This is a genomic window from Undibacterium sp. JH2W (genome assembly GCF_049340425.1).
Classification (GTDB): domain Bacteria; phylum Pseudomonadota; class Gammaproteobacteria; order Burkholderiales; family Burkholderiaceae_D; genus Undibacterium.
On sequence record NZ_JBMPOT010000023.1, the window covers coordinates 43,624 to 67,127 of the forward strand.

Below are 23,504 nucleotides of genomic sequence, written 5' to 3' on the forward strand. Positions count from 1 at the left end.
TTGAACGCTCTGGTAGTTTGATTTAACGGTTATAATGCGCGCCATGAAAGCTGGTTCTGATCCTCAAGTTGACGCTCTACGCGTCCCCCCCCATTCCATAGAAGCAGAGCAATCTGTTCTGGGTGGTCTATTGCTGGATAACGCGGCCTGGGACCGTATCGCTGACTTTATTGGCGAAGAAGATTTTTATCGCTATGACCACAGGATTATCTTCCAGTGCATGGTCAAACTCATTAATAGCTCGCGTCCGGCTGACGTCATTACCGTCTTTGAGGCGCTGACGAGCACAGGCAAGGCAGAAGATGCCGGTGGCCTGACTTATCTCAATGCGCTGGCACAAAATACCCCCTCAGCCGCCAACATCCGTCGCTACGCAGAAATCGTCCGTGACCGTGGCGTGTTGCGCAAACTGATTACTGTTGCAGATGAAATTTCCGGCAATGCCTTTAATCCCCAGGGTAAAGAAGTCAAGCAAATGCTGGATGAGGCTGAATCAAAGATTTTCGCGATTGCCGAAGAGGGCGCACGTGGTGCCCAGGGTTTCCAGGCGATTCAACCCTTGCTGACGCAAGTGGTCGAACGTATTGACGAGTTGTATAACCGTGATAATCAAAATGACATTACCGGTGTCCCTACTGGTTTTGCCGATCTGGATAAAATGACTTCAGGCTTGCAGCCTGGTGATCTGGTCATTGTTGCTGGTCGTCCATCCATGGGTAAGACAGCCTTTTCCTTGAACATCGGTGAGAACGTGGCGATAGACAGCGGCTTGCCAGTCGCTGTGTTCTCCATGGAGATGGGTGGTGCTCAACTGGCAATGCGTATGCTGGGTTCGGTAGGGCGCCTGGATCAGAGTCGCTTGCGTGTTGGTAAATTGACCGATGAAGACTGGCCGCGTTTGACTCACGCCATTCAAAAGATGAATGAAGCACAATTGTATATCGATGAAACACCAGCGCTGAGCTCCATAGAATTGCGCGCCCGCTCGCGTCGTCTGGCGCGCCAGTGTGGCAAGCTGGGACTGGTGATTGTCGATTACTTGCAATTGATGTCAGCCAACTCTGCTGGTGAAAACCGTGCGACCGAGATTTCCGAGATTTCCCGAAATTTGAAGGGTCTGGCAAAAGAACTACATTGCCCCGTGATTGCCTTGTCACAGTTGAATCGCTCGCTGGAGCAAAGACCAAATAAACGCCCCGTCATGTCTGACTTGCGCGAATCTGGTGCGATTGAGCAGGATGCTGACGTCATCATGTTTATTTATCGTGACCAGGTGTACAACCCGGATTCGCCTGATAAGGGTACTGCAGAAATCATTATTGGTAAGCAGCGTAATGGTCCTATTGGCAGTGTGCGCCTGACTTTCCTGGGCGAATATACCAAGTTCGACAACTATGTTGGTTCCCTGTCGATTTATGGTGATAGTGAATAATTCTAAGCAAAAATGCTGGTGTTGGTGGGTAGACGCAAAGTAGTAAATCAAGACTTAAAAAGTAGAACAGTGTTGCCAGGCATGCTTGATTGCAGGTGCTTGCCTGGGCAAACCTAGAAATCTTATATTTTCAGTGAGAATAAAATGTTTGGACGCTTGATGCCCACCGAGGGCAAATTTTTTGAACTCTTCAATCAGCATGCAGAGTTATGTGTCAAAGGCTCCAAGGAAATGGTTGCCCTGATGACGAACTTTGATGATCTGGAGATCCGTGTTCACGCCATCGAGAGCATAGAAAAGCAGGCAGATACTGTCACCTACAATACGATAGAACTCTTGCACAAGACTTTCATCACCCCCCTGGATCGCGATGATATTCATAAATTGATCACGCGCATGGACGATATTCTGGATTTGCTGGAAGATGCGGGCCAGACTATCTCCCTGTACGATATCCGCGAAATCACGCCAGAAGCCAAGCGTCTGGCGGAACTGTGCCTGGGCTGCGCTGAGAAAGTTAAAGCTGCGGTAGCCTTGTTGCATAACATGGATAACTCCCGTGAAATCCTGGCCTTGTGCGAAGAAATTGACCGTCTGGAATCGGATGCTGACCATGTCATGCGTGCCGCCATGTCCAAATTGTTCCGCGACGAACCTGATGTTCGCAACCTGATCAAACTCAAAGCGATTTACGAAATACTGGAAACAGTAACGGATCGTTGTGAAGATGTTGCCAACATCATAGAAGGCATTATTGTTGAGAACGCTTAAGCGTCTGACTCTTTTATTTTGACGCCTAACAGTTCTCTGTCAATGCAGAGAGCGAACAAGGGAATTCACTTTTATGCAATCCTTACATATGAGCCTGCACGTCGTCATCTTATTGGTGGTGTTGGCATTGTTATTTGATTTCATGAACGGCTTCCATGATGCCGCAAATGCGATCGCAACCGTTGTTTCAACGGGGGTATTAAAGCCTAGCCAGGCGGTAGCTATGGCTGCCTTATTCAATGTCTTTGCTTTTTTTGTTTTTAATTTGTCAGTCGCGAAAACCATAGGCAAGGGTACTATCGATCCAGTCATTGTGGATCACTATGTCATCTTTGGTGCTCTGGTAGGTGCGATATTCTGGAACCTGGTGACCTGGTATTTTGGTATTCCTTCCTCGTCTTCACATGCCTTGATCGGTGGTTTGATTGGTGCTGCAGTAGCAAAAGAAGGTACCGGTGCCTTGATTGCTTCTGGTCTCTACAAGATCATTTTGTTTATTGTCTTGTCACCATTGCTGGGATTTTTCCTGGGCTCCCTGATGATGCTCATCGTATCCTGGCTGTTCGTTAAATCGACACCAAGGAAAGTGGATAAATGGTTCCGTCGCTTGCAATTGATTTCAGCTTCGGTATTCAGTCTTGGACATGGCGGCAATGATGCACAAAAAACCATGGGTATCATCTGGATGCTCTTGATTGCTGCTGGTTACTCCAGCGAGGCTGACAAGGGGCCGCCAAGCTGGGTAGTGTATTCCTGCTATGCGGCAATAGGCTTGGGTACTTTGTTCGGTGGCTGGCGCATCGTGAAAACCATGGGCCAGAAAATCACCAAACTCAAACCTGTCGGTGGTTTTTGTGCTGAAACAGGTGGTGCAATTACCCTGATCATGGCGACCGTGCTGGGTGTGCCAGTATCGACCACGCATACTATTACCGGTGCAATCGTCGGGGTTGGCTCTGCCCAGAAAATGTCAGCCGTGCGCTGGGGGGTGGCAGGCAATATTGTTTGGGCCTGGATCCTGACGATACCTGCATCTGCTTTTGTCGCCGCGATCGCATGGTGGATAGGTACGCAGATCCTGTAATCTCTTGCTGTAAGAAGATGTTGTAAAAATAAAAAGCGCCTCACTTCACAATGGGGCGCTTTTTTTATTGCTTACGGGTTCTGATATCGGGTGCTTACATTTGCTTGAATAAATGAACAAAGCTGCGACTGACTTCAAGTTTTTCGGTCAAACCCTTGACCTGCACCAGATGGCGACCACGCAGGTCGCGCACCACGCCGGAAATGGCCTTGGCATTCACCAGCGTTGATCTATGGATTTGCCAGAACAGGGCAGGGTCCAGTTCGTCGGCCAGGTCGCGTACTGGTTTGCGTATCAGGGCTTCATAAGACGCCGTTTGTACGCGGGTATATTTTTCATCGGACTGAAAAAACAAAATCTCTTCTACCGGTATCAGGCGCAACTCCTGGCCTATGGATGCCTGTATCCACTGCAGGTAATTGGGCTTGGCGGCAATGCCCATTTGCTTGGCCAGTTGCGAGAGCATGCTGCTCATGTCATTGGGTTGGCTTTGAGCGCTTAATCTGGCCTTGAGCCTGTCAACCGTGCGTGTCAGTCTTTCTACATCGGCAGGTTTCAAGACATAATCGACAGCACCATGGTCAAAAGCCTGTATGGCATACTGGTCATAGGCTGTGATGAAAACGATATGTGCCTTATTGCCTATCTCTTTGGCTGCTTCCAGACCGGTTTTGACAGGCATGCGTATATCCAGGAAAGCCAGGTCTGGCTTATGGGTCTCGACCAGAGCGATGGCTTCTTCGCCATTCTTGGCTTCATCCAGTATTTCCAGCTCTGGCCAGACCTGTTCCAGGCGCGACTTTAACTGGTCGCGCATCAGTCTTTCATCATCAGCAATTATGGCAGTAGGCATGGTCAGCGAAATTGAAATCTAGTTGGCTAATTCGTAAGGGATTTCTATAGTAACGCAAACTCCGCTAGGTTGATTGGGAGTAATGATCATTTGTCCCTTTTCTTTATAAATCAATTTCAGCCGTTCACGTATATTTTGCAGGCCCAGCCCAGTGCCATTGCTGGGCATGGCACCAAATCCCAGTCCATCATCACGGACAGAGACACGCAGCTTATTATGCGCAACCTCGGCGAAGAAGTGTATCGTCCCACCTTCTGCCTTACATTCCAGGCCGTGTTTAATGGCATTTTCTACCAGTGATTGCAACATCATTGGCGGGAAGGATGCACTGCGCAAGCCTTCGGGCATGATGAAGTCGACATTCAATCTTTCTTCCATACGCATTTTCAGCAATTCCAGATAAGACTTGATCATGTCAGCTTCGCGCCCCAGATTGGTGACGCTGGCATTTTCGCGCATTTGCGGCAAGACAGCGCGCAAGTAAGCAATCAGGCTGCGTTGCATGGCAGCGGCACGCGGCGGATCAGTTTCTATCAGATGTTCAACCGAAGCCAGGGTGTTGAACAGAAAATGCGGTTCGACCTGTGCTTGCATCATCTGCATTTGCGCTTCACTGACCTGGCGCAGCAAGGATTCACGCTCAGCTGCCATGCCAGCTTCTTTGGCCTTCTCTTCGGCGCGCACTTTGCCACTCATCAGGGCTTTCATGCCAAACAGGCCCACTACCAGTAAGACGACAAAGTTGGCAAACCATTTTGAGGAGGTGCGTTTATAGCTGCGCACTTCTTCATCGGCGGCATCGGCGACAGCATCATTGATTCCTTCGCTGATCTTCTGGGCAACTTCTGCTGGCAATTTGATGTGAATATCGTCCCTCTCATTAATAGAAGGGGGTTTGGGTGGCGTAGGTACCTCGCCTGTCGCATTGGGCTCAGATGGTGGTGCAGGGGGGGCTGTTGCAGCAGCAGGGGCTGTTTTGCCATCTGTGCGGACATGTATACCACTTTCATCGATCTCGATTTGCTTGCCGCGACCGTCAGCGTTATTTTTGTGGATGCGCAGCCCGGTGTCGTCGATTTCTATGTTGGTGTCACCGTCAGCAATCTTGCTGGTTTTTTTTGCCTTGCCAGGTGAGCTATTTCTGGTGATGACTACATTTTCTTCGGCAGTAAATAGCAAATCTTGCAGCATGCTACCTGCTACTATGGCAATAATGGCAAACAGGAAAAACTTCCACCAGGATAATTTGGTTACCCAGGCGGCCGTTTTATCAAAACTTTTGCTAAGCCAGGCCATGAGTGCGGCGATAAGCTGCTTGATAGTATCTGCATTGGTATTGTTCATGATGCTTCTCTTTTAACGTTTATCCCAGACATATCAGCAAGAATTCGTCATTCTTGCTGCCTGTGACTTTTCAGTCCATGTTGATACTGTAGGGAAAGCGCTCCTGCTTGAATAGCGACTTGCGACAGTCTGCAAAATTGGCGGGATAGAACGAAAAATGCCACATTTAATATGCATGTTTGTTGCTGGAGTGGAGAAGGGGGGAACTACAGATTTGTCGCGCGCAGCAGGTCAGTGATGTGTCCTGCTGCGTGTCAGCGACTTATCTGCTTGCCAGCCAGGCATGCAGGTCATCGCGGGTCAGGGGCTTGGAGTACAGATAACCCTGGGCGATATGGCAATCGTAGGAAAGCAGGGTGTTGGCCTGCATTTCACTTTCTACGCCTTCGGCAATAATCGACAGACCCAGATTTTGGCCGAGTTGAACGATCATCTTGGCTATACTGCCTTCATTCGGGTTTTTCTGGATTTCATTGACAAAGGCACGGTCAATTTTCAATTTATCTACATCAAGTTTTTGCAAGTGGCTGAGCGAAGAGAAGCCCGTGCCGAAATCATCGATGGAGACACTGATGCCCAGTTGTTTGATCTGATGTAAAGTTTTGATCAGTAATTCCGGATCCTTCATGGCCATGGACTCGGTAATTTCCAGCTCCACATATTGAGGGGGCACCTGGGTATCTGCCAATGCCTTGTTCAGTGATTGCATGAACAAGGGGTGGGAAAACTGCGCCTGGGAAACATTGATGGCCATTTGAAAATTGGTATAGCCCATGCTGCGCAAATGCACAAGTTCCAGGCATGCCGTGCGCAACACCCATTCACCTATTTCCACAATCAGGCCAGAATATTCGGCAATAGGAATGAACTGATCGGGTGGAATGAATTTGCCTTCATCTGTTTTCCAGCGCAGTAAAGCTTCTGCGCCCAGCACCCGGCCATCGCGCATATCAATCTGGGGTTGAAAAACCAGGAATAATTTTTTTTGTTCAAATGCAGCCCTGAGGGCATGCATGAGTAAGACGCGCTCACGGATCTCCACACCCATGTTGCGGGTGAAATATTCATAACCACCGCGGCGATTCATTTTCGCGCGCTTGAGGGCGATATTGGTGTCTTTTAATGCTTCCGAACCATCACTGTCATAGTCATCGAGCTTGATCAAGCCTATCGTTGCCGATAACTGCACTTCTTGTTGATCAACATCGAAGGCTGAATTGAACAGCGCCAGAATTTTATCCGGACACACCAGGGTTTCATCACCCAGCAAGGCAAAAGTGTCGCTACCCACTCTGGCCAATTGGCAATGCTCACCAAAGTTGGCGAGTAATCTTTGGGCCACTGAATACAATAATTGGTCACCAAACTGATGGCCGAGTGCATCATTGGTTTCAGCAAAATGGTCTATATCGATGAGTGACAGCGAACTATGGTTCTTGAGCGAAGTGAGCAGGGTCTCGTTCAGTGTCTGCAAGAGTTTGAGACGGTTTGCCAAGCCTGTCAGCGGGTCGTAAAAAGCATAGTTATGCAGACGCGAGGTCAGCATGACATTATCCAGGCCAACTGACACATTGCCACAAAAGACGCCGAGCAGGCGCTTGTCCATCTCATTCAGGTGCAGGCCAGTATTCAGATAAAGCGTGAAATCTTTTTGGGCGACATTATTAAAATAAAGCGCAGTAGATTCAGCTTCAAATATGCTCTGGCGGGCTTCCAGTGAGCGCGAGACGATATCGTTAGCGGATAGATTACTTAATTTTTCCAGTGGTTTATTCAGGCTGCCCAGATACAAATTAGTGGCAGCGATAATGTATAAATCGTCACTGTCTTCCTGCAACTCAACGGGTACTTGCCGGGCGCATACAAAGCCTTCGGTATTGAGGCCCAACAAACCTGCAATTTGTACCAGCACACCTGCAGCAAAATTTTGCAGGCCTTGCAAGGCCATTAACTCAGTGCTGGCGTGAATAATCATTTCCAGGCCACGGCGACTGGCGCTGATGGCACAAATTTGTTCGTAGGAGCGTATCGCCGAGGTGACTGCGGTGTACAGCTTGGTACGCGTCAGTTCTGATTTGGTCTTGTAGTCATTGATGTCGTAATCTCGTATGGCATCAATTTCAGGCGCATATCCTGGTTGCCCGGTGCGCAAGATGATGCGCACATCGGTCAAGCCCAGGGTTTTACGGATATGACTGACTAGTTGCAGGCCAGCGTCTTCTTGTTCCATGACCACATCCAGCAGGATGATGGCAATATCGGTTTCGTTTTTGAGAATGTCGCGTGCTTCCGCCGCAGAGTAGGCATGCAGAAAGCTCAGGGCTCTATGCTGAATTTCCAGGCTGCCCAATGCAAAAGTTGTGGCTGAGTGCACATCTGGATCATCATCAATAATCATGATCCGCCAAGTCTGCGCAGGCCGTGAGGCTGCGGCAGTTTCATCGCTGTCTGGTTCATCAAGAAAAACCAGATCATCTTCAGAAGAGTGGATCGTTGAATTCATCGGTAATGCGGCTCCATGCTTGGCATATCGTATGGTAAGGGCACTGCAAAATTGGTTCCCTTGCGGAACTATGACACTAAATGTAGCGCGAGCCAAGCTTCATATATTTTTCATTGGTAAGAATAAAACAAGATTCGCTTTAAAGGGGGAAAAAAGCCAATAATTTGACCCAAATGTGCGAAAAATAGTGAAATCTTTCCCCCTGCCGGCTGGAAGCTAAATTCTGTGCGGCGCGCTTCACTGGTAAAATGTCTCTCACTCTGTCCAACTCTTCATTTTCGAAATATTATGTCCGGTAATACTTTTGGCACCTTGTTTACTGTTACAACCTTCGGCGAGTCGCATGGTCCGGCCATCGGTTGCGTGATTGATGGCTGCCCTCCGGGCATGGAATTGTCTGAGGCAGACATACAGCCAGAACTGGATCGCCGTCGCCCCGGCACCTCGCGCCATGTCACCCAGCGTCAGGAGCCTGATACTGTTGAAATCCTGTCTGGTGTCTACCAGGGCAAGACCACCGGTACGCCTATAGGTTTACTCATTCGCAATCAAGACCAGCGCAGTAAAGATTATGGCAATATCACAGAAACCTTTCGTCCTGGGCATGCCGATTTTACATACTGGAATAAATATGGCATCCGTGATCCCCGTGGAGGTGGCCGTTCTTCTGCGCGCTTGACTGCACCCGTGGTCGGGGCAGCCGCGATCGCCAAGAAATGGTTGAATCAGCAATATGGCACCGTGTTTCATGGTGGCATGAGCCAATTGGGTGAAATAGTTATTCCTTTTCAAGCCTGGGAGCATGCGGCTGCCAATCCTTTTTTTGCGCCAACCACTGATGCAGCGTTGATACAGCAGCTGGAAGATTACATGGATGCCTTGCGCAAAGATGGCGACTCCATCGGTGCCAAGATAGATGTCGTTGCCTCCAATGTGCCCGTGGGATTGGGTGAGCCTATCTACGACAAGCTTGATGCTGAGATTGCTTACGCCATGATGGGGATCAATGCGGTAAAAGGGGTAGAGATAGGCGCGGGTTTTCGTAGTGTTGCCCAGCGCGGCTCCGAGCATGGTGATGAACTGACGCCAGAAGGATTTGTCGGCAATAATGCGGGCGGCATACTCGGCGGTATTTCTACTGGCCAGGATATTACCGTTTCCATCGCCATCAAACCGACATCGTCCATACGCACCCCCAGAAGATCGGTGGACAAGGATGGTAATCCTGTCATGGTGGAAACTTTTGGTCGCCATGACCCTTGTGTTGGCATACGTGCCACGCCGATTGCAGAAGCTATGTTGGCCCTGGTCCTGATGGATCATGCCTTGCGTCACAGGGCGCAATGCGGTGATGTCAAACATAGCAGCTGATATGATTTAAGTGATACTCTTGATGCTCCTGTTCCCACTTCCTTTTTGACGGTGTGGGAGCAGCTTGACTTGAGCCTTTGTCGCTATATTGGCTGTGTCCCATAAGGGAATACACGTTTTCACGAGACTGGCACTGATATCACTTGCTTTCTTCGGCGGCATGGCTGATGGCAGGGCCCAATTGCCGTATGCCAAAATATTCACTGGCAATTTTCCAGATTCCTCCAAAAAACCAGATGAAAATTTGGTGATTTTCTTTAAATTCCTGCATTTCTATCGAAATTTTCATGCGCCAATTTGGCGTGAGGGTTGGTTTTGCGTTGCACAATTGTGGCATAATCAAATGCGAAAAAAAGATGCAGTACAGGATGTAACAAGAACCAATGACTTATTTCCAGGCTTCAGATTATGCTTAAAACGCTTTACGATAAATTATGGGAGTCCCATGTAGTCCACTCCGAGGACGATGGCACTGCAATATTGTATATAGACCGCCATTTGTTACATGAAGTCACTAGCCCACAAGCTTTTGAAGGCTTGAAGCTGGCTGGTCGTCAACCATGGCGTCTATCGGCCAATCTCGTGGTGGCTGATCATAATGTGCCCACCACAAATCGCGTTAATGGCATTGATGATCCGACCTCACGTCTGCAAGTAGAAACCCTGGATGCCAATGCCAAGAATTATGGATTAACTTATTTCAGTATGGCGGATAAACGCCAGGGCATCGTTCATGTGATAGGCCCTGAGCAAGGTGCAACCCTACCCGGCATGACCGTGGTTTGTGGTGACTCGCATACATCCACCCATGGTGCTTTTGCTTGCCTGGCGCATGGGATAGGGACTTCTGAAGTCGAGCATGTGCTGGCGACCCAAACCCTGATCGCTAAAAAATCCAAGTCCATGCTGGTGCAGGTCGATGGTGCATTGCCTGCTGGCGTGACAGCGAAAGATATCGTCCTGGCCATCATAGGCAAGATAGGTACTGCAGGCGGCACTGGCTATGCGATTGAATTTGCCGGTTCTACCATTCGCAGCCTGTCCATGGAAGGTCGTATGACGGTCTGCAATATGGCCATAGAAGCCGGTGCGCGCGCTGGCATGGTGGCAGTGGATCAGACGACTATCGATTACGTCAAAGGCCGTCCTTTCTCACCGGTTGGCCCGCACTGGGACCGTGCCGTTGAATACTGGCGCACGCTGCACACCGATGCCGGTGCCAAATTCGATATGGTCGTGACCTTGAATGCTGCCGATGTCAGGCCGCAGGTCACCTGGGGCACTTCGCCTGAAATGGTGGTGGCGATAGATGGCCGCGTACCTGATCCGGAACAAGAAAAAGATGCCGTCAAGCGTGACGCGATAGAAAAAGCCCTGGTGTATATGGCGTTGCAGCCCAATACCGCGATTTCTGACATCCGTATTGACAAGGTGTTTATTGGTTCCTGCACCAATTCTCGCATAGAAGATTTGCGTGCTGCCGCTGCGGTGGTACGTGGCAAATATCGCGCATCGAATGTTAAACTGGCCCTGGTAGTACCAGGTTCTGGCCTGGTCAAGGAACAAGCCGAGCGCGAAGGTCTGGACAAGATTTTCAAGGCCGCCGGATTTGAATGGCGTGAGCCAGGTTGTTCCATGTGCCTGGCCATGAATGCCGACCGCCTGGAGCCGGGTGAGCGTTGTGCTTCTACCTCGAATCGTAATTTCGAGGGGCGTCAGGGGCAGGGCGGGCGTACCCATCTGGTATCGCCAGCCATGGCTGCTGCGGCAGGTGTGGCCGGACACTTTATAGACATACGTAGCTTGAATTAATTCATTGCGGAGGAAAGATATGAAAAAATTATTTGCACTGGCGATTTGCGCTTTCATCCTGGCAGGCTGTAATACCGTTCAAGGCATAGGTAAAGACGTTAAAAAGGCTGGCGAAGCAGTCGAGAATGTGGGCAAAAAATAAGTAGCGACATGGAAAAATTTACTTTACTGGATGGTCTGGTTGCGCCTATGGACAGGGCTAATGTCGATACCGATGCCATCATCCCCAAGCAGTTTTTGAAATCCATCAAGCGTAGCGGCTTTGGTCCCAATCTGTTTGATGAGTGGCGCTACCTCGACCATGGTGAGCCTGGTATGGACAATAGCAAGCGTCCATTGAACCCTGAATTTGTGCTGAACCATCCGCGCTATCAGGGTGCATCCATCTTGTTGACGCGCAAGAACTTCGGTTGCGGTTCATCGCGAGAGCATGCGCCCTGGGCCTTGGAACAATTTGGTTTTCGCGCCATCATCGCTCCCAGTTTTGCCGATATCTTCTTCAATAACTGCTATAAAAATGGCTTGCTACCCATCGCCTTGAGCGAGGCGCAAGTTGATGTCTTGTTCAATGAAGTCAAGGCTTTCCCTGGCTATCGCCTCATCGTTGATCTGGAGCATCAAGTCGTGCGCACCAGTAATGGCGGTGCTGGCTACCCATTTGAGATTGATGCTTTCCGCAAATATTGTTTGCTCAACGGCCTGGATGATATAGGTCTGACTTTGCGTCAGGCCGACAAGATACGCGCTTTTGAAGAGCGCCATATCGCTGCGCAGCCCTGGCTGGCCAACACCATCTAAATTAATTGAAAAATATGAAAATTGCTATTTTGCCGGGCGACGGCATAGGTCCAGAAATCGTTGAGCAGGCAGTCAAGGTTTTGAACGCGCTGGGTGAGTCCTTTGAAATGGAAACTGCGCCAGTAGGCGGCGCCGGTTATGAAGCATCTGGACATCCTTTGCCTGAAGCAACTTTGAAGCTTGCGCTGGACGCTGACGCTATATTGTTTGGTGCAGTAGGTGACTGGAAATACGATACCCTGGACCGTCCTTTGCGTCCCGAGCAAGCCATTCTTGGTTTGCGTAAAAACCTGCAATTGTTCGCCAATCTGCGTCCAGCCATCATGTATCCAGAACTGGCAGGTGCCTCAACGCTGAAGCCAGAAGTAGTCTCTGGTCTGGATATCATGATCATCCGTGAGCTGACTGGTGATATCTATTTTGGTCAGCCACGTGGTGTGCGTGTATGCCCGGATGGCCCGTTCAAAGGCGAGCGCGAAGGTTTTGATACCATGCGTTATGCCGAGTCCGAGGTCCGCCGTATTGCTCATGTGGCTTTCCAGACGGCGCAAAAACGTGACAAGCGCCTCACTAGTGTAGACAAGGCTAATGTGCTGGAGACTTTCCAGTTCTGGAAAGAAATTGTCACTGACGTGCATAAAGAATATCCAGACGTAGCGCTCGATCACATGTATGTCGACAACGCAGCCATGCAACTGGTGCGCGCGCCGAAAAAATTTGACGTCATTGTGACGGGCAATATGTTTGGCGATATCCTGTCTGACCAGGCATCCATGCTGACTGGCTCCATAGGCATGCTGCCATCGGCATCTCTGGATGCAAATAACAAAGGGCTGTATGAGCCTTCACATGGGTCCGCACCAGATATCGCGGGCAAAGGCGTGGCGAATCCGCTGGCGACTATTTTGTCTGCTGCCATGATGCTGCGCTATTCCTTGAATAAGGCAGAGCAGGCTGATCGTATAGAAAATGCCGTCAAGAAAGTATTGGCCTTGGGTTTGCGTACGCCGGATATTTACGAGGCAGGTACCACCAAGGTTGGTACTGGCGAGATGGGGCAGGCAGTGTTGCAAGCCTTGGGCTGAGTTTTTTGTTGGTGAAGGGCAGGGACGTCCTGCAAAATTTTAGGGAAAAATGATGAAACTGGTAGGTCTGGTAGGTTGGCGCGGTATGGTGGGTTCGGTCCTGATGCAACGCATGCAGGAAGAAGGTGATTTCGATCATATTGAACCCGTGTTCTTTTCAACGTCCAATACAGGTGGCACGGCCCCTGCAATGGCAAAGAATGAAAAGACCTTGCAAGACGCAAATAATATTGATGCGCTCAAGAAGTGCGAGATTATTATTACCTGCCAGGGTGGTGACTATACCAGCGACATTTATCCCAAACTGCGTGCCGCAGGTTGGAATGGTCATTGGATAGATGCAGCATCCAGCCTGCGCATGAATGATGATGCGGTGATTGTGCTTGATCCTGTCAATTTACCCGTAATCAAACAAGCTTTGCTTAAAGGCCAGAAAAACTGGATAGGCGGCAATTGCACTGTAAGCTGCATGCTGATGGGCGTTGGCGCCTTGTATAAAGCGGGTTTGGTGGAGTGGATGAGCACCCAGACTTACCAGGCTGCATCTGGCGGCGGCGCACAGCATATGCGCGAATTGCTGACGCAATATGGTACGTTGAATGCAGAAGTACGTGCTTTGCTGGATGATCCCAAGAGCGCAATTTTGGAAATCGACCGCAAGATCATTGCCAAACAACGTTCCTTGTCTGAAGCTGAGACGGCCAATTTCGGCGTCCCACTGGGTGGTTCCCTGATTCCCTGGATAGATAAGGACCTGGGTAATGGCATGTCCAAGGAAGAATGGAAGGGCATGGCAGAAACCAATAAAATTCTTGGGCAAGGTGAAGGATTTGGTACTGCAGCCGTACCGGTCGATGGTTTTTGTGTACGCATAGGTGCCATGCGTTGCCACAGCCAGGCGTTGACATTCAAGTTGAAAAAAGACGTGCCGCTGGCAGATATCGAAGCCATGATTGCGGCTGACAATGAATGGGTAAAAGTGGTGCCAAATACCCGTGAGGCCAGCGTCCGTGATCTGACTCCTGTGGCAGTCACTGGTACGATGACTATACCGGTGGGCCGTATTCGTAAATTAGCGATGGGGCCAGAGTATGTCGGCGCCTTCACAGTTGGTGATCAATTGCTGTGGGGAGCTGCAGAACCGTTGCGCCGCATGTTGCGAATTTTGATCGAAGACTGATGTTTTGAGGTAGTCTGAGAAAGATGTTGTAGAATATAGGGGGGCGTTTAACGCCCCCTTGTCGTTTTTAAAACTTTAAAAAGCTCAGCTTGATTTACTGGCGGAGATTTTTAGTTTTAATTTTTAATAAATAAACAATTAGGATTTGGTGATTTTTATTTCACTTGTCATTTGGCAACAACATTTATGCGATATCCTTGCATGCCAAGCTTCTTAATGTATTTACCACTGTGATAAATCGCGTTAAGCTTGCGTGGCTATGTTTGTAATGTTAATGTGAAACATTAGGACGCGTCGCTAGGTTGTGTGAAAAGCGTCACCCAGCGGACTTTGTTCGCCAAAAATTCCCAATATGTCTGACAAAATGCATAATCAAAAAAAATCGTCTGTGAGTACCCTGGGACGCAAGGCGTTAAGTGTTGCTGTTGCGTCGTCCTTGTTTGCGCTATCGAGCGCCCATGCTACTGGCCTCGGTAAGCTTACCGTGCTATCTGCACTGGGGCAGCCTTTGCGTGCAGAGGTGGAGTTAACTTCTCCGTCTAAAGAGGAGATAGATTCCCTCGTGCCCAAGCTGGCATCTCAGGAAGCTTTCAAACAAGCGAACATAGACTTTAATGCTGCATTACTGTCATTGCGTTTTGCTGTTGAGCAGCGCGGTGCCAATTATGTAATTCGCATCAGTTCTTCACAGGCCATGAACGAACCCTTCGTTGACATGTTGCTGGAAATGAACTCATCCAATGGCAAGCTGCTGAGGGAGTATACCTTCTTGTTGGATCCTGCTGAATTGCGAAATAGTCAATCTGCGCAAGTCAGCAATCCGACACTTGTTGCTAATCAGCCACAAAATTCCAGCAGTGCAAATTCTGGGAAAAATAATCGTCCAAGTGCTGCTGAAACAAATACAGCAGGTCGGGCTACAGCAAAAAACCTTGATGCCGGCAAAGAAGTTAAATCTGCCGGCGAATATCAAGTTAAAGCTGGCGATAGTTTGAGCAAGATTGCAGGCAACTATCGTACTGAAGGTGTTTCTCTCGATCAGATGCTGGTCGGTCTTTATCGTGCAAACCCGCAAGCTTTTGCGGGGAACAATATGAATCGCCTGAAATCAGGGCAGATTTTGACTATTCCGGATGCTGACTCTGCGCGCGCCAATGCTGGCAGCGGTGGTGAGGCGCATTCAGTAGTCGTCGCTCATGCGGCCGACTTCAATGCTTATCGCAATAAACTGGCTGGCCAGGTTGCCGACGCTCCGGCGGAGCGGGCACCTACAACCAAGCAAAGTGGCGGAGGCAAGATCACTGCCAAGGTCAAGGAAGTACCAAATCCCACGACAGATTCTCCAGACAAGCTGAAATTATCCAAAGCTGGTCCTGCTTCTTCACGTAATGCCGGCAAGGCGAGTGAAGAAGATAAAGTGGCTAAAGAGAGGGCCGCACAAGAGTCCAATGCGCGTGTCAAAGAGTTGGAAAAAAACGTCAGCGATCTGAAAAGTTTGCTGGAAGCGCAGAAGATAGAGATCAAGAACAAAGAAATGGCAGCGAAGCAGGCTGAGCTGACCAAGCCGCGTACGGATGCCAAGGCCAGTGCCAGTGCATCTGCTGCCAGCGCCAGTGTGCGTGCTTCGGCTCCTGCTCCAGCATCCACACCGGCTGTTGCCAGCGTTGCCGCTGCACCCGCATCTGCACCGACGCCTGCATCAACTGCTGCTGCACCCGCTTCAGTTGCAGCAGCTGCACCAGCCAGTGCTGCTGCCAGTATGCCCGCAGCGACAACTGCCGCAACAGCGTCAGTCGCTTCGACAGAAACACCTAAGCCGCCAAAACGTAAAGTCGTTGCGCCACCACCGCCGCCACCTCCAGAGCCTAGCTTCTTTGACAGTATCTCTGACTATCTGTTGCCTGGTGGCATAGGTCTGCTGGCCATTCTTGGTGGCGTTGGTATCTGGACTAGCCAACGCAAGAAAAAATTGCAGCAATTTGAAGACAGTATCCTGACCGGTTCCAGTATGAAGGCCAACTCCATGTTTGGCTCTACTGGCGGTCAGAGTGTGGATACCAATAACAGTGTCTTCAATTCTAATTTCGCGCCTTCAGCCAGCCAGTTAGATGCCAATGAAGTGGATCCGGTTGCGGAAGCTGACGTCTATATCGCTTATGGTCGTGATTCTCAAGCCGAAGAAATTTTGAAAGAAGCGCTGCGCACCCAGCCAGACCGTCATGCGGTCAGGGTCAAGCTGCTGGAAATTTATTTCGGTCGCAAGGATGCAAAAACTTTCGAACGTCTGGCCAGTGAATTGTATGGCATGACCAGTGGTGAAGGCGATGACTGGGCGCAAGCGGCGTCCATGGGTATCGTGCTTGAGCCAGGCAATCCTTTATATGCTGGCGGCAAGGCCAAGGCTGAAATGGCTGCGGCATCAGGCCTGGGTTCAGGTACTCAGCCGCTGGAAGATCTTGATCCAGAAGCGTTGCTGGCAAACTCCTTGTCTCAGGACATGCTGGAGGCCATTAGTATCATTGATACTGCACAGCGTGATGGCGGTGCAAAGGCCAAGGCAGAAGAGCCCGCGATGGATGAACATGTCCTGGATTTTGATCTGGATATTTCTGCCATACCAGAGCCAGAAGTGCCAAAAATCCCTGAATCATCAAAGCAGGCGGCTCCAGTTGCAGAATCCTCAGCAATACCGGAAGTGGATTTCGGCACCATAGATTTTGATTTTGGTACAAAAGACCCTGAGCCTGCGCCAGTTCATGTAGTTGCGGAAGCGGCACCTGTCGTTGCCCCTGAGCCTGCAGCCGAGAAATTTGAGTTGGATCTGGGTCATATTGATTTTGCTGATCATAAAGCAGTGGATGCGCCATTGTCCCTGGACCTTTCTCCAGCGGATGAGAAAATCGACGAAGACCTGTTGGCAGCCTCACTTGCTGACACTCCAGTAGATGCACCCTTGCCAGAATTGACTGGCGCAAAAGCTGAGGAAGAAGCAGTCTCTGCGTTTGAGTTTGATCTTTCCGGTATTGATCTTGATCTGGAGCCAGCTGCCACTTCAGTTCTCGAAGAGGCCCCTGCACACAATGCCGAGATGGCGACCAAGCTTGATTTGGCGGTTGCCTACCATGAAATCGGTGATAAGGAAGGTGCCCGCGAATTGCTCGACGAAGTGCTCAAGGGCGGCACGGCTGAGCAAATCGAAAGAGCCAAGTCCATGATGGCGCAAATGGCTTGAGTTTCTTGATGTAATCACGACGGGCGCGGCAAATGCTGGCGCCCGTTTTGTTTTTTTGGATATGGGATTGTGGTGAAGCGATTAGTTTTAGGTGTGCAATATGATGGTAACTCCTGGCAGGGTTGGCAAACGCAACCGTCAGGTAACACTGTGCAAGATGCGCTGGAGCGAGCCTTGCAGCAATTCACCAAGGCCGACATCAAGACTACTTGTGCCGGGCGTACGGATGCCGGTGTCCATGGTATAGAGCAGGTCGTACATTTTGATACTGAGTTGGTGCGTGAGCCCTATTCCTGGGTTAATGGTGTAAATGCCTTTTTACCAGCATCAGTGGCGGTGCAGTGGGTTAAAGAACTGCCTATGGACCCGGACTCGGAAGATAATTTTCATGCGCGTTTTAGTGCCCGTGCCCGCACTTATCATTATATTTTACACAATGCTGTCATCCGTTCACCAATGTGGAGTGGGCGGGCAGGGTGGGCCTTTCGCCCTCTTGATGTAGAGCGTATGCGTGCTGCGGCCATACATCTATTGGGTGAGCATGATTTTTCTGCCTTCCGTGCTTCTGGCTGTCAGGCCAAGACCCCAGTCAAACATATGTATGACATCCAGATACGACGCCAGGGTGAGATGATTATTTTTACCTTGCGTGCCAGTGCTTTCTTGCACCACATGGTCAGAAATATTGTAGGCTCACTGATCTTTGTTGGTACGGGTAAGAGAGAGCCTGTATGGATGGCTGAAGTGCTGGCCAGCATGAACCGTGAAATTGCTGCACCGACCTTCATGCCTGATGGTTTGTACCTGGCCAGAATTGACTATGAGGACAAATGGGGCTTGCCGCAAAGGGAATTGGTCGAAACTCTGGCTTTCTTGTCTTTTTTGTAGTGCTCAACTGACATCAACTCGACGATTTATCGGCTTTCCGGGGTGAAATCCGGTAAAATGGCGTTTTGCAAAACCCAAACTGAAGGCGCTCGCCTGGGGAAGCTTGCCCAGCTCAGAGCGCTTTTTTTATAGCTGGTATTCGCTTCACCTTTGTTTCTTTCGTAATTTCAATGAATAACATCCGCAATTTTTCGATTATTGCCCATATTGATCACGGCAAATCCACACTGGCAGATCGTATTATCCAGCTTTGCGGCGGCCTTTCCGACCGCGAGATGGAAGCGCAAGTGCTTGATTCCATGGATATTGAGCGTGAACGTGGTATCACCATCAAGGCCCAGACAGCAGCCTTGCATTACAAGGCACGCGATGGTCAGATTTACAACCTGAACCTCATCGATACACCGGGTCACGTCGATTTTAGCTATGAAGTCAGCCGTTCCCTGTCTGCCTGCGAAGGTGCCTTGCTGGTGGTTGATGCGTCGCAAGGTGTAGAAGCGCAAACAGTAGCAAACTGCTATACCGCGATTGAGCTGGGTGTAGAAGTCGTGCCAGTCTTGAATAAGATAGATTTGCCATCTGCCGACCCTGACAATGCCTGCCAGGAAATCGAAGAAGTCATAGGCATAGATGCATCTGATGCCGTGCATTGCTCTGCCAAGACTGGCCTGGGCGTAGAGGATGTGCTGGAGTCGCTGATTGTAAAAGTACCACCACCAAAAGGTGACCCAACAGCGCCTTTGCAAGCACTGATCGTCGATTCCTGGTTTGATAACTATGTAGGCGTTGTCATGCTGGTGCGTATCAAGAACGGTACTCTGCGCCCAAAAGACAAGATTTTGTTCATGGCAACAGAAGCACAGCATCTGGTTGAAAGTGTAGGCGTATTTACACCCAAGTCACTGAGCCGTACAGAATTGTCTGCTGGTCAGGTGGGTTTCGTCATTGCCGGCATTAAAGAATTGAAATCGGCCAAAGTGGGCGACACGATTACTGTTGCCAACAAACCTGCTGCCGAGCCCTTGCCTGGTTTTAAAGAAGTGCAACCGCAAGTGTTTGCCGGTTTGTTCCCGGTTGAGGCCAATCAATACGATGCCCTCCGTGATTCGCTGGAAAAGCTCAAGCTTAACGATGCTGCCCTGATGTATGAGCCAGAAGTGTCGCAAGCACTGGGCTTTGGTTTCCGCTGTGGTTTCCTGGGCTTGCTGCATATGGAAATCGTCCAGGAGCGTCTGGAGCGTGAATTTGACATGGACCTCATCACGACAGCACCAACAGTGGTGTATGAAGTGGTCATGGCGGATGGCACTATCCTGATGGTGGATAATCCTTCCAAGATGCCTGAGCCATCCAAGATAGAAGAAATCCGCGAACCTATCGTTACCGTCAATCTCTATATGCCGCAAGAGTATGTGGGCTCTGTGATCACCCTGTGCACCCAGAAGCGCGGTGTACAGATGGACATGAATTACCACGGTCGCCAGGTCAAACTGACCTATGAAATGCCTATGGCCGAGATCGTGCTGGATTTCTTTGATCGCCTGAAATCGACTTCCCGTGGCTATGCATCCATGGACTATGAGTTCAAGGAAAACCGGGCCGCAGACGTGGTCAAGGTTGATATGCTCATCAATAGCGAAAAAGTTGATGCGCTGGCGATTATTGTCCATAGAGCGAACAGCCATTTCCGTGGCCGTGCTGTGGCGGCAAAAATGCGTGAATTGATCCCACGTCAAATGTTTGATGTGGCAATCCAGGCTGCAATTGGTTCCAACATCATCTCGCGTGAAAACGTCAAAGCCTTGCGTAAGAACGTGTTGGCGAAATGTTATGGCGGTGATATCAGCCGTAAACGCAAATTGCTGGAAAAACAAAAAGCAGGTAAGAAACGCATGAAACAAGTAGGTTCTGTCGAGATCCCGCAAGAAGCGTTTTTGGCGATTTTACAAGTGGATGAAAAATGAGTTTTCAATCAATTTTAGGCAATTTTGCACTGATCCTGTTTGTTTTGACCGTAGTGACCGGCGTCATCTGGTTCCTGGATGTCTTTGTGTTTGCCAAGCAACGTCGTCAAAATGCCGACAAGGCCCTGGCTGAATACGATGCGCGCAGAGCCAAGCTGACTGCCGAAGGCATACGACTGGAAGAAAGTACCCGTCACGAACTGGAAGCGAACTTGCTCAAGCAGCCAGTTTGGATAGAGTACTCTGGCAGTTTCTTCCCTGTCATTGCGCTGGTATTTTTCTTGCGTTCTTTCTTGTTTGAACCTTTTAAAATTCCGTCCAGCTCCATGCTGCCAACCTTGTTTGTGGGTGATTTGATACTGGTGAATAAATTCACTTATGGCATACGCTTGCCAGTGATTAATAAAAAAATTATTTCCATCAATGACCCACATCGGGGTGATGTGATGGTATTTAAATACCCGGAAGACCCCAGTGTGGACTATATTAAACGTGTAGTGGGTGTGCCTGGTGATAAAATCGTGTATAAAAACAAGCGCTTATCCGTGAATGGTAAGGAAGTTTCATACACGACCATGCCTGACTTTCGTGATAATCTGGATTACCTGAAACATTACAAGGAAGACCTGACAGGCGTGAGCCATAGTATTTTAGTTAACGAGCAAAGACCGGCGTACGTGGACAATCCGCATGAATTCAAAGGCCGGGAATTGTGCACTTATGAAAATGATGGTTTTACTTGTACTGTGCCTCAGGGACGTTATTTCATGATGGGTGACAACCGCGACAATAGTCTTGATAGTCGTTATTGGGGGTTTGTGCCAGATGAAAATATTGTTGGTAAAGCATTTTTTATCTGGATGAATTTTGGTGATATCGAACGCATTGGTAGTTTTCATTAAACTTCAGTCTTAAACAGGAACATTAAACTTATGTCTAAGAATCAACATTTTTCTTTGCAAAAGCAAAAAGGCATGACCTTGATTGGTTTGCTGATGGCTATAGCCTTGGTTATTTTGGTTGCAATGATTGCAATGAAGGTAGTGCCTACGGCAATTGAATATAACTCCATCGTGAAGGCCATCAATAGCACCAAGAATTCAGGCACCACGCCTAGAGAAATAGAACTCGCATTTGAAAGACAAAGGGGCGTAGGCTATTTTGACGCCGTTACTGCCAAGGATTTGATTATTGTAAAGAATAATGAAGGTGGCTTTGACCTCAGTTTCTCCTACTCCAAGAAAATCCCTTTGATAGGCCCAGCCAGCATCTTGATGGAGTACTCAGGCACGACAGCAAAGAATGGCATCGTCGCTACAAAACCTGCCAAGGTAGATTAAGTTACGCGTATGAATCAACAACTATTGCAGAAAAGGCTGGGGCACCAGTTTAGCAACCCCGCTTTGTTGCAGCAGGCTTTGACACATCGTAGTCATAGTGTTTTGCATAATGAACGTCTGGAATTCCTCGGTGATTCAGTTCTGAATTGTGTCGTTGCTTCCTTGTTGTTTGATAGCTTTGCCAATATTGATGAAGGTGATTTGTCGCGCGTACGTGCCAATCTGGTCAAGCAACAATCCTTGTATGAAATTGCCCAAAGAATAGAGCTGTCACAGTTCTTGCGCCTGGGGGAGGGGGAATTAAAGTCCGGTGGATTCCGTCGTCCATCCATCCTGGCAGATACGCTGGAAGCCTTGTTTGGTGCAATTTTCCTGGATGCTGGTTTTGATGCGGCGCGTGAAGTCATTCGCGCCTTGTATGCTCCAGTGCTCGCCAGCGTTGATCCCACGACTCTGGGTAAAGATGCCAAGACCTTGTTGCAAGAGTTCTTGCAAAGCAAAAAAATCGCTTTGCCACAATATAATGTAGTGGCAACTCATGGCGCGGCGCATAACCAGGAATTTGAAATCGAATGCCTGGTGCCTAAACTGGAAATACAAGTCTTCGGTACTGGTGGTAGTCGTCGTGCTGGTGAACAAGCTGCTGCCAAGCTGGCACTGGAAACTGCCCTGGCCATGTTGGTGCGCTCACCTGCAGCCAAGAAATCCAAGCCACGCGCATCGCAATTAAAACTGGCTGGCATCGCTACCGTGCAAGGTGACCCTGTTGCTGAGACCAAAGCACAATCTGGCAAACAAAAAAGTTTGTTGGATGCTGAAGCGCACAAGGCTGACAAGCCCAAAGCCGCAGCAAGTACGACCAACACAGCTGCAGCAGATGAACTGCTGACGCATGATGCACACCCTGAGACTCACCCTAAGACTGCCTGACGACCGCATGACTGAATTAATAGACAATCCTGATTTCCGCTGTGGTTATATCGCCATCGTCGGGCGACCTAACGTCGGTAAATCGACCCTGATGAACGCCCTGATAGGCGCCAAGGTCAGCATTACCTCGCGCAAGGCACAAACTACCCGCCATCGCATTACCGGCATACAAACCAAAGACAATACCCAGTTCGTGTATATCGATACGCCGGGTTTTCAGACCCGCCATTCGAACGCCCTGAACCGCACGCTGAACCGTACTGTTACGACGACGCTGACAGCGGCAGATGTGATTTTGTACATCATAGAAGCTGGTACTTTTGGCCCGGCAGACCAGCAAGTGATAGATTTGCTGCCCAAGAATGTACCGTGCATCCTCGTCATCAACAAATCCGACCGCGTTAAAGACAAGGCCGTGATGATGCCGTTTGCCCAAAAAGTGGCCGCGTTGCATAATTTTGCGGCTATCGTGCCTGTATCAGCTACCTTGCGCTTCCAGCTGGAAAACCTGGAAAGCGAAATCCGCAAATACTTGCCCCTGAACCCACCGATGTTTGGCGAAGACGACATCACAGACCGTAGCGAAAAATTTCTGGCAGCAGAAATCGTGCGTGAAAAACTGTTCCGCTTCGTTGGCGATGAACTGCCTTACACCAGCACCGTGCTGATCGAAAAGTTTGAGCAAGAAGGTAATCTGCGCCGCGTCTTTGTTGCCATCCTGGTGGACAGGGATGGTCATAAATCGATGGTCATAGGCAACAAGGGTGCGCGTCTGAAAGACATCTCCACCCAGTCACGCCAGGATATGGAAAAACTGTTTGGTGGCCCCGTGTACCTGGAAATCTGGATCAAGGTCAAATCTGGCTGGGCAGACAATGAAGCCGGTTTGCGTGCCTACGGTTACGAGTAAAATCATC

20 protein-coding genes are annotated in these 23,504 nt (G+C 49.5%); 16 read left to right on the forward strand and 4 right to left on the reverse strand.

Going from position 1 to position 23,504, the window contains the following annotated elements; genetic code table 11:
* The first annotated feature begins 43 nt into the window (after positions 1 to 43).
* The 3 genes from ACO0LC_RS25710 to ACO0LC_RS25720 all read left to right on the forward strand — a co-directional run bounded on the left by ACO0LC_RS25710 (position 44) and on the right by ACO0LC_RS25720 (position 3,287).
* On the forward strand, positions 44 to 1,432 hold the full coding sequence (locus ACO0LC_RS25710) for a replicative DNA helicase (RefSeq protein WP_423008596.1): 1,389 nt from the start codon (positions 44 to 46) through the stop codon (positions 1,430 to 1,432).
* 144 nt (positions 1,433 to 1,576) lie between these two features.
* On the forward strand, positions 1,577 to 2,203 hold the full coding sequence (locus tag ACO0LC_RS25715; protein WP_110252962.1) for a DUF47 domain-containing protein: 627 nt from the start codon (positions 1,577 to 1,579) through the stop codon (positions 2,201 to 2,203).
* A 73-nt stretch (positions 2,204 to 2,276) separates the two neighbouring features.
* Entirely contained in the window at positions 2,277 to 3,287 is a 1,011-nt protein-coding gene (locus ACO0LC_RS25720; protein WP_423008543.1) for an inorganic phosphate transporter, read from the forward strand.
* A 94-nt stretch (positions 3,288 to 3,381) separates the two neighbouring features.
* Here ACO0LC_RS25720 and ACO0LC_RS25725 read toward each other — a convergent pair whose 3' ends face one another.
* From ACO0LC_RS25725 to ACO0LC_RS25735, 3 genes are all read right to left on the reverse strand, one after another.
* Entirely contained in the window at positions 3,382 to 4,140 is a 759-nt protein-coding gene (locus ACO0LC_RS25725; RefSeq protein ID WP_423008545.1) for a LytR/AlgR family response regulator transcription factor, read from the reverse strand.
* 18 nt (positions 4,141 to 4,158) lie between these two features.
* Positions 4,159 to 5,484 carry a sensor histidine kinase gene (locus tag ACO0LC_RS25730; protein ID WP_423008547.1) on the reverse strand — a complete coding sequence of 442 codons (1,326 nt, stop codon included), beginning with the start codon at positions 5,482 to 5,484 and terminating at the stop codon, positions 4,159 to 4,161.
* 262 nt (positions 5,485 to 5,746) lie between these two features.
* A complete protein-coding gene (locus tag ACO0LC_RS25735; RefSeq protein ID WP_423008550.1) occupies positions 5,747 to 7,987 on the reverse strand; it encodes a GGDEF/EAL domain-containing response regulator in 2,241 nt (746 codons plus the stop codon).
* Positions 7,988 to 8,275: 288 nt separating this feature from the next.
* Here ACO0LC_RS25735 and aroC point away from each other — a divergent pair, with 288 nt between their 5' ends.
* Positions 8,276 to 9,358 carry a chorismate synthase gene (gene aroC, locus ACO0LC_RS25740; protein ID WP_423008552.1) on the forward strand — a complete coding sequence of 361 codons (1,083 nt, stop codon included), beginning with the start codon at positions 8,276 to 8,278 and terminating at the stop codon, positions 9,356 to 9,358.
* Between the two features lie 139 nt (positions 9,359 to 9,497).
* Here aroC and ACO0LC_RS25745 read toward each other — a convergent pair whose 3' ends face one another.
* Positions 9,498 to 9,647, reverse strand: a complete 150-nt coding sequence (locus tag ACO0LC_RS25745; RefSeq protein ID WP_423008554.1) for a hypothetical protein — start codon at positions 9,645 to 9,647, stop codon at positions 9,498 to 9,500.
* A 119-nt stretch (positions 9,648 to 9,766) separates the two neighbouring features.
* Here ACO0LC_RS25745 and leuC point away from each other — a divergent pair, with 119 nt between their 5' ends.
* The 12 genes from leuC to era all read left to right on the forward strand — a co-directional run bounded on the left by leuC (position 9,767) and on the right by era (position 23,497).
* A complete protein-coding gene (gene leuC, locus ACO0LC_RS25750; RefSeq protein ID WP_423008556.1) occupies positions 9,767 to 11,170 on the forward strand; it encodes a 3-isopropylmalate dehydratase large subunit in 1,404 nt (467 codons plus the stop codon).
* Positions 11,171 to 11,189: 19 nt separating this feature from the next.
* Positions 11,190 to 11,312, forward strand: coding sequence for an entericidin A/B family lipoprotein (locus ACO0LC_RS25755; RefSeq protein WP_423008558.1), 123 nt, complete (start codon positions 11,190 to 11,192; stop codon positions 11,310 to 11,312).
* An 8-nt stretch (positions 11,313 to 11,320) separates the two neighbouring features.
* Positions 11,321 to 11,968, forward strand: a complete 648-nt coding sequence (gene leuD, locus ACO0LC_RS25760) for a 3-isopropylmalate dehydratase small subunit (RefSeq protein WP_423008560.1) — start codon at positions 11,321 to 11,323, stop codon at positions 11,966 to 11,968.
* A 14-nt stretch (positions 11,969 to 11,982) separates the two neighbouring features.
* Positions 11,983 to 13,053 carry a 3-isopropylmalate dehydrogenase gene (leuB, locus tag ACO0LC_RS25765; protein ID WP_423008562.1) on the forward strand — a complete coding sequence of 357 codons (1,071 nt, stop codon included), beginning with the start codon at positions 11,983 to 11,985 and terminating at the stop codon, positions 13,051 to 13,053.
* Between the two features lie 49 nt (positions 13,054 to 13,102).
* Positions 13,103 to 14,233 carry an aspartate-semialdehyde dehydrogenase gene (gene asd, locus ACO0LC_RS25770; protein ID WP_423008564.1) on the forward strand — a complete coding sequence of 377 codons (1,131 nt, stop codon included), beginning with the start codon at positions 13,103 to 13,105 and terminating at the stop codon, positions 14,231 to 14,233.
* A gap of 364 nt (positions 14,234 to 14,597) precedes the next feature.
* Complete coding sequence (locus tag ACO0LC_RS25775) at positions 14,598 to 17,465, forward strand: FimV/HubP family polar landmark protein (protein ID WP_423008566.1); 2,868 nt, start codon at positions 14,598 to 14,600, stop codon at positions 17,463 to 17,465.
* Positions 17,466 to 17,537: 72 nt separating this feature from the next.
* On the forward strand, positions 17,538 to 18,353 hold the full coding sequence (truA, locus tag ACO0LC_RS25780; protein ID WP_423008568.1) for a tRNA pseudouridine(38-40) synthase TruA: 816 nt from the start codon (positions 17,538 to 17,540) through the stop codon (positions 18,351 to 18,353).
* A 170-nt stretch (positions 18,354 to 18,523) separates the two neighbouring features.
* The gene (gene lepA / locus ACO0LC_RS25785) at positions 18,524 to 20,317 is read left to right on the forward strand and encodes a translation elongation factor 4 (protein WP_423008570.1); all 1,794 of its coding nucleotides are present in this window, start codon (positions 18,524 to 18,526) and stop codon (positions 20,315 to 20,317) included.
* Positions 20,314 to 21,219, forward strand: a complete 906-nt coding sequence (lepB, locus tag ACO0LC_RS25790) for a signal peptidase I (RefSeq protein WP_423008572.1) — start codon at positions 20,314 to 20,316, stop codon at positions 21,217 to 21,219. Before lepA ends, lepB begins: the two co-directional genes overlap by 4 nt.
* A gap of 30 nt (positions 21,220 to 21,249) precedes the next feature.
* The gene (locus ACO0LC_RS25795; protein WP_423008574.1) at positions 21,250 to 21,657 is read left to right on the forward strand and encodes a DUF4845 domain-containing protein; all 408 of its coding nucleotides are present in this window, start codon (positions 21,250 to 21,252) and stop codon (positions 21,655 to 21,657) included.
* Between the two features lie 9 nt (positions 21,658 to 21,666).
* Complete coding sequence (gene rnc / locus ACO0LC_RS25800; RefSeq protein ID WP_423008576.1) at positions 21,667 to 22,587, forward strand: ribonuclease III; 921 nt, start codon at positions 21,667 to 21,669, stop codon at positions 22,585 to 22,587.
* 7 nt (positions 22,588 to 22,594) lie between these two features.
* Positions 22,595 to 23,497: a GTPase Era gene (gene era, locus ACO0LC_RS25805; protein WP_422973001.1), complete on the forward strand. Its 903-nt coding sequence runs from the start codon at positions 22,595 to 22,597 to the stop codon at positions 23,495 to 23,497.
* The last annotated feature ends 7 nt before the right edge of the window (positions 23,498 to 23,504 follow it).

Excerpts from the sequence above, each read along its gene's own strand:
- ACO0LC_RS25710 (WP_423008596.1), top strand. The coding sequence starts at position 44 with ATGAAAGCTGGTTCTGATCCTCAAGTTGACGCTCTACGCGTCCCCCCC.
- ACO0LC_RS25715 (WP_110252962.1), top strand. The coding sequence starts at position 1,577 with ATGTTTGGACGCTTGATGCCCACCGAGGGCAAATTTTTTGAACTCTTC.
- ACO0LC_RS25720 (WP_423008543.1), top strand. The coding sequence starts at position 2,277 with ATGCAATCCTTACATATGAGCCTGCACGTCGTCATCTTATTGGTGGTG.
- ACO0LC_RS25725 (WP_423008545.1), bottom strand. The coding sequence starts at position 4,140 with ATGCCTACTGCCATAATTGCTGATGATGAAAGACTGATGCGCGACCAG.
- ACO0LC_RS25730 (WP_423008547.1), bottom strand. The coding sequence starts at position 5,484 with ATGAACAATACCAATGCAGATACTATCAAGCAGCTTATCGCCGCACTC.
- ACO0LC_RS25735 (WP_423008550.1), bottom strand. The coding sequence starts at position 7,987 with ATGAATTCAACGATCCACTCTTCTGAAGATGATCTGGTTTTTCTTGAT.
- aroC (WP_423008552.1), top strand. The coding sequence starts at position 8,276 with ATGTCCGGTAATACTTTTGGCACCTTGTTTACTGTTACAACCTTCGGC.
- ACO0LC_RS25745 (WP_423008554.1), bottom strand. The coding sequence starts at position 9,647 with ATGAAAATTTCGATAGAAATGCAGGAATTTAAAGAAAATCACCAAATT.
- leuC (WP_423008556.1), top strand. The coding sequence starts at position 9,767 with ATGCTTAAAACGCTTTACGATAAATTATGGGAGTCCCATGTAGTCCAC.
- ACO0LC_RS25755 (WP_423008558.1), top strand. The coding sequence starts at position 11,190 with ATGAAAAAATTATTTGCACTGGCGATTTGCGCTTTCATCCTGGCAGGC.
- leuD (WP_423008560.1), top strand. The coding sequence starts at position 11,321 with ATGGAAAAATTTACTTTACTGGATGGTCTGGTTGCGCCTATGGACAGG.
- leuB (WP_423008562.1), top strand. The coding sequence starts at position 11,983 with ATGAAAATTGCTATTTTGCCGGGCGACGGCATAGGTCCAGAAATCGTT.
- asd (WP_423008564.1), top strand. The coding sequence starts at position 13,103 with ATGATGAAACTGGTAGGTCTGGTAGGTTGGCGCGGTATGGTGGGTTCG.
- ACO0LC_RS25775 (WP_423008566.1), top strand. The coding sequence starts at position 14,598 with ATGCATAATCAAAAAAAATCGTCTGTGAGTACCCTGGGACGCAAGGCG.
- lepA (WP_423008570.1), top strand. The coding sequence starts at position 18,524 with ATGAATAACATCCGCAATTTTTCGATTATTGCCCATATTGATCACGGC.
- lepB (WP_423008572.1), top strand. The coding sequence starts at position 20,314 with ATGAGTTTTCAATCAATTTTAGGCAATTTTGCACTGATCCTGTTTGTT.
- ACO0LC_RS25795 (WP_423008574.1), top strand. The coding sequence starts at position 21,250 with ATGTCTAAGAATCAACATTTTTCTTTGCAAAAGCAAAAAGGCATGACC.
- rnc (WP_423008576.1), top strand. The coding sequence starts at position 21,667 with ATGAATCAACAACTATTGCAGAAAAGGCTGGGGCACCAGTTTAGCAAC.
- era (WP_422973001.1), top strand. The coding sequence starts at position 22,595 with ATGACTGAATTAATAGACAATCCTGATTTCCGCTGTGGTTATATCGCC.